The organism is Bradyrhizobium sp. (assembly GCF_049798375.1).
In the GTDB taxonomy this organism is placed as follows: domain Bacteria; phylum Pseudomonadota; class Alphaproteobacteria; order Rhizobiales; family Xanthobacteraceae; genus Bradyrhizobium.
In genome coordinates, this window is the sequence record NZ_JBARGP010000415.1 from 1 (window position 1) to 5,583 (window position 5,583).

Annotated in this window: 5 protein-coding genes; all 5 read right to left on the reverse strand. The window is 64.0% G+C overall.

From position 1 onward, the window contains the following. Positions 1–1,006, reverse strand: a 1,006-nt coding sequence (locus WA702_RS17600; RefSeq protein WP_425111812.1) for an enolase C-terminal domain-like protein, incomplete at its 3' end; no start/stop codon positions are given. Continuing rightward, positions 1,006–2,781, reverse strand: a complete 1,776-nt coding sequence (locus WA702_RS17605) for a thiamine pyrophosphate-requiring protein (RefSeq protein ID WP_425111813.1) — start codon at positions 2,779–2,781, stop codon at positions 1,006–1,008. The genes WA702_RS17600 and WA702_RS17605, both read right to left, overlap by 1 nt. A gap of 256 nt (positions 2,782–3,037) precedes the next feature. Further along, a complete protein-coding gene (locus WA702_RS17610; protein ID WP_425111814.1) occupies positions 3,038–4,138 on the reverse strand; it encodes an LLM class flavin-dependent oxidoreductase in 1,101 nt (366 codons plus the stop codon). A gap of 315 nt (positions 4,139–4,453) precedes the next feature. Beyond that, a complete protein-coding gene (locus WA702_RS17615) occupies positions 4,454–4,663 on the reverse strand; it encodes a hypothetical protein (protein ID WP_425111815.1) in 210 nt (69 codons plus the stop codon). 107 nt (positions 4,664–4,770) lie between these two features. After that, positions 4,771–5,583 (reverse strand): oxidoreductase (locus WA702_RS17620; RefSeq protein ID WP_425111816.1); only part of this gene is annotated, 813 nt, incomplete at its 5' end.

Sequence of the window (5,583 nt, forward strand, 5' to 3'; positions counted from 1 at the left end):
GTCGTGGCGCGCCGTCGAACAACATGTGCTCGATGCGCACATGATCATGGAACCATTCCAGGTGACGCAGGCGCGGCGCAGCGCAGGCGACATGCAGATGCAGCGCAGGCGCGCAGTGGCCGGAAAGATCGGTATGAAAGACATCGCAGAGCGCGGCGGCCTGCAGGAATCCCGTGTAGCCGCCGCAGCGCGTTGCATCCGCCTGCTGCACGTCGACCGCGCCGTGCTGCAGCATGGTGCGAACATAGTCCGTCGTGTAGGCATACTCGCCGGCCGCAACTTCCATCCCGACCGGCGCCTGTGCGCGGACCAGCGCCAAACCCTCTAGATCGTCTGATGACACCGGCTCCTCGAACCAGCCGACATCCTGCTCCGCAAACTGCTCAGCAAGCGCGATCGCCTGCTTCGGTCCATAGGCGCCGTTGGCGTCCACGAACAATGTGGCCTTGCCAATGGCGCGCTTCGCGACTTCGACACGATGCGGATCCCGCCCGGGCTCCGAGCCGATCTTCATTTTGACGAACGCGCAGCCCTGCTCGACCACCCAGCCACCGAGCTGCTGTGCAAGCTCGGAATCGGAATAGGTGGTGAATCCGCCGCTGCCATAGATGGGAACGGAGAGCCTGTACGCACCGAGCAAGCGCGCCAACGGCACATCGAGCAGGCGGGCCTTCAGATCGTAGAGAGCGGTATCGACGGCGGAGATCGCCGTCGCAGCAAGACCCTCACGCCCGAGATTGCGGACCGCGCGCTCCATTGCAGCGAACGCGGCCTGCGGCGACAGCGCATCCTTGCCCTTGATCTTCTCGGCGAGCGTCTTGCCGATTAGATCGACGATGCAGGCTGACGAATAGGTGTAGCCCATGCCGCTCTTGCCGCCGGCTGCGATCTCGACCACGACCAGCGTCGTCGAGTCCCAGGCGATGGTGCCGTCCGCTTCCGGGCGATCGGTCGGCACGGTGAACGCCTGCGCCTGCACACTCTCGATCGGGACTTCCGGTTTCATCAGTCTTTCCCGGGCAGGACGCTGGTCAGCAGCTCCTTGGCGCTGTTCTTCAGTACGCTGCCGAGCTCGGGCTCGGACGGGATCATGCTGATGAAATTCTTGGCGTCCTTGAGCGTGATGTGCGGCGGCAGCGGCGGCACGTTGGGATCGGTATAGGCTTCGAGGATCACCGGGCGATCCGACGCCAGCGCTTCGTCCCACGCCGCGCCGACCTTGTCGGGATTGTCGACGAAGATACCGCGCAGGCCGAGCAGCTCGGCATAGCGATGATAGGGAAAGTCCGGAATACTTTGAGTCGATTCGGTCTTACCGGCGCCGAGCTGGATGCGTTCCTCCCAAGTCACCTGATTGAGGTCGCGATTGTTGAGCACCAGCACGATCAGCCGCGGGTTCGACCATTGCTTCCAATATTTGGAGATCGTGATCATGACGTTGAGCCCGTTCATCTGCATCGCGCCATCGCCCATGCAGGCGATCACCGTGCGATCGGGATAGGCCATCTTTCCAGCCACCGCATAAGGCGTGCCGGCGCCAAGCGAAGCCAGACCGCCCGACAGCGAGGCCTTCATGCCGCGCCGCATCTTGAGATCACGCGCGTACCAGTTGGCGACGGAGCCGGAGTCGGCGGTGATGATCGCATTATCAGGCAGGCGCGGCGACAACTCCCAGAATACGCGCTGCGGGTTGAGCGGCTCGGCCGAATCCATCGCGCGAGCCTTCAGGGTCTCCCACCATTCGCGCATGCCGTCCTCGATTCCCTGGCGCCAGGACGAGGGCTTCTTCTGCGTCAGCAGCGGCAGCAGTGCACGCAGTGTGGTGGCGCTATCGCCAACCATGTTGACGTCCATCGGGTATCGCAGGCTCAAGCGGCTGCCGTCGATGTCGATCTGGACGCCGCGTGCGTCGCCCGGCTTGGGCAGGAATTCGCTGTAGGGGAAGGCAGAGCCGACCATCAGGAACGTGTCGCAATTCTTCATCAGGTCCCAGCTCGGGCGCGTTCCCAAAAGACCGATCGATCCGGTGACGAAGGGCAGATCGTCAGGCAGAGCCGCCTTGCCGAGCAGGGCTTTCGCGACTCCGGCCTGCAGGCGGTTTGCGACTGCGATCACTTCATCGGTCGCGTCCAGCGCACCGGCACCGACCAGCATCGCGACCTTGTTGCCGGCATTAAGGACCTCGGCAGCGGCCTCCAGCAGCGCCTGATCCGGTAACTTGGCAGGGCCGGCATAGCCGATACCGGTGTGGGTGGCGCCATGCGCCATCGGCGGATCCTTGTAGTCGAGCTCCTGCAGATCGTTCGGCAGGATCACGCAGGTGACGCCGCGCTTGTTGTGGGCGATGCGAACGGCGCGATCGATCAGATGCCGGACCTGCTCGGGCACGCTGGCGATCGCCACATACTCGGTGACGTCGCCGAACAGCGTGTGGAGATCGACTTCCTGCTGATAGCTGGCGCCGATCGCGCTTCGCGCCTGCTGTCCGACCAGCGCGACCACGGGGACGTGGTCCATCTTGGCGTCGTAGAGACCGTTGAGCAGGTGAATGGCGCCCGGCCCTGACGTGGCGTAGCAAAGCCCGACTTGGCCCGTGAACTTCGCGTGCGCCGAGGCCATGAAGGCCGCCATCTCCTCGTGGCGGACCTGGACGTACTCCATCTTGTCCTTGGCTTTTTCCAGTGCCACGTCGAGGCCGCCGACACCGTCGCCCGGATAGCCATAAACCCGCTTCAATCCCCATTCGGACAGGCGTTGCCACACATATTCGCTGACATTCATCGGCTTGATCCCATATATCGGGGCACGAGGTAATCGGCCTGGAATAGGGATCAAACGGCAGATTTCAGCAAAGGTTGCAGGGTGAATGATTGTTTAGATTCGATCGCGCATGTTCCATGACGCGAATGTTCCAGGGCCTTACCAAAGCCCAGCGCCGCGCATGCGTCGTTCGCGATGCCGGGCCTTCCGACATCGCTTCCAGCCGCTCGCGCGTCCATTCGCAGGGACGCGCGCGCCTGCTTCTCAGAAATGCAGGTCAAGCCGCCTTGTTCAGATCGGCGTTGAGATGACGCAGCCGCGGCATGACCTCGTGCTTCAGCAGTTCCAGCGAGTGCCGCCTTGCCTCGGACTTGTGCTTGTAGTCGAAGCCGAACACCAGCAGCGTGCCGAAGCCGCCGACCTCGCGCCAGATGGTCTCGATCTTCTCGGCCACGGTCGCCGGCGAACCGACGATCCAATTGTGCCTGGCGCAATAATCAACGGTCACGTCGCTGTCGGGCACGTCGGGCGCGTGCTTCAGATAGTCCTTGAAGCCGAAATGGCCGAGCAACGGCAGGAAATACTCGCCCATCATCCGGCCCATCATGTCGCCGGTCGAAAGCCGCCAGGCTTCCTCGTCGGTGTCGGCGACGAACACCTCGCGCACCAGCCGCCAGTCGGCGCGGTTCGGCTTGCGCCCGGTCTTGGCGGCGCCCGCCTCGACCGAATCCCAATGCGAGGATACATAGGCCGGGTTGAGGTTGAGGCTCATCGGGATGAAGCCGCGCTCGCCGGCAAGCTTTAAGGTGTCGGAGTTTTTCGAGAGGCCGGCGACGCCGATCGGCGGATGCGGCGCCTGCACCGGCTTGAGGTGAGGCTTGAGGAAATCGAACATCACCTCGGGCTTGGTCACCGTCCAATATTTGCCCTTGTAGGTGAACGGCGCGGGATCGCTCCACATCTTCAGGATGATCTCCAGCGCCTCGCGGGTCATGTCGCGGTTCTGGCCGCTCATGCCGTCGACATTGAACATCGCCCAATCGCTCGGCAGGCCGGAGGCGGCGACGCCGAAATTGAGCCTTCCGTCGGAGAGATGGTCGAGCACCGCGACGCGGTTCGCGAGCTCGGCAGGATGATGATACGGCAATAGGAAGCCGCCGGGACCGAGCCGGATATTCTTGGTTTCGCGGAACGCCTGCGCGAGGATGAGATCAGGCGCGGGATGCGGTTCCCAGGGCGCGGTGTGATGCTCGCCGATCCAGGCTTCCTGATAGCCGAGCTCATCGAGCCAGCGCAGCACCTGCAGGTCCCACTCCTGCCCCTCCTTCAGGCCGCACTCCGGCGGATGCGAGGGCATCGTAAAGTATCCGATTTCCATGGTCGCTTTCCTCTCGCGCATGTTGCGGCGCATCTTTGCGATGCGCTCATTGTCACGCGCGACGAGACACGACCAAACGAACCGGCATCGCCGCACGTGGTCCGCCAAGTCTAGCACTTCGCTGGACGACCACAATCATCGGGTGCAGCACTGGCGGAAGAGTGACGCGGCGGAAATGACAATCGCCGGATCACTGCGATGCCGCATCATGCGATGCCGGATCGTCAATCGAACACCGACGCCATCGGCGCCGGACCGATCTGCGACGGCGCGCCCCCCTGGCCGGCGCGGAGCACGCATGTGCCGGCAAAGCGATCATACCAGGCATCCTGGCGACGGGAGACGGCAAGCCATGCCTGCAACATGACGATCAGCGATCGGGCAATAGAATGCGATCGTAAGCCAAGCTATCCAGCCGGCATCGGTGACCGACTCGGGCCACACCATCACCGAGATCGAGGTGATCAGGAATGGCGAGAACACGACGGACAGGAAGCCATAACGGCGCCACGCTGCTGCCGCCATTGGCGGCGCTCGCCCGTCAGTGGAATCGGCTGCTGCTACAAGATGCCGCAACCAATTGCGCACGGAAGCGCGGAGCTTCCATGCGCATCGATCCAATTAGTTTCGTCTCAGCGCGCCCCAAAACTGGTCTTGCCGAACAGCTCCTTGAACTGGCTCGGCTGTGCCCGCCAATAGGGCGGCGGCGCGCTGACCTGGCCGCCGAGCGCGGCGGCGGCGTGCCAGCCCCAGCGCGGATCGTAGAGCATGCCGCGCGCGAGTGCGACCATGTCGGCCTTGCCGGAAGCAATGATATCTTCGGCCTGCCGCGCCTCGGTGATCAGTCCGACCGCGATGGTCGGCAGCCCCGTGGCCTGCTTGACGGCTTCGGCGAACGGCACCTGGTAACCCGGACCGAGCGTGATCTTCTGCAGCGGCGACACGCCACCAGAGGACACGTCGATCCAATCGGCGCCGCGCCGCTTCAGCTCTTGCGCGAAGGCGATGGTCTGGTCGAGATCCCAGCCACCTTCGACCCAATCAGTGGCGGAGACGCGCACGCCGACCGGCTTGTCGGCGGGAAACACGGCACGCACCGCGTCGAACACTTCGAGCGGAAAGCGCATGCGGTTCTCGAGGCTGCCGCCATATTCATCGGTGCGGTGGTTGGCGATTGGCGACAGGAACTGGTGCAGGAGGTAGCCGTGCGCGCCGTGGACTTCGAGCGCATCGATGCCGAGGCGTTCGGCACGCCCAGCCGCGTCGACGAATGCGCTGCGGATGCGTGTGAGCCCCGCGCCATCCAGCGCCAGCGGCGCCTGCTCGCTTTCCTTGTGCGGAACGGCCGAGGGCGCGACCGTCTGCCAACCGCCTTGTACGATCGGAATCTGTTGGCCGCCATCCCACGGCGTGTGGCTGGACCCCTTGCGGCCGGCATGCGCGAG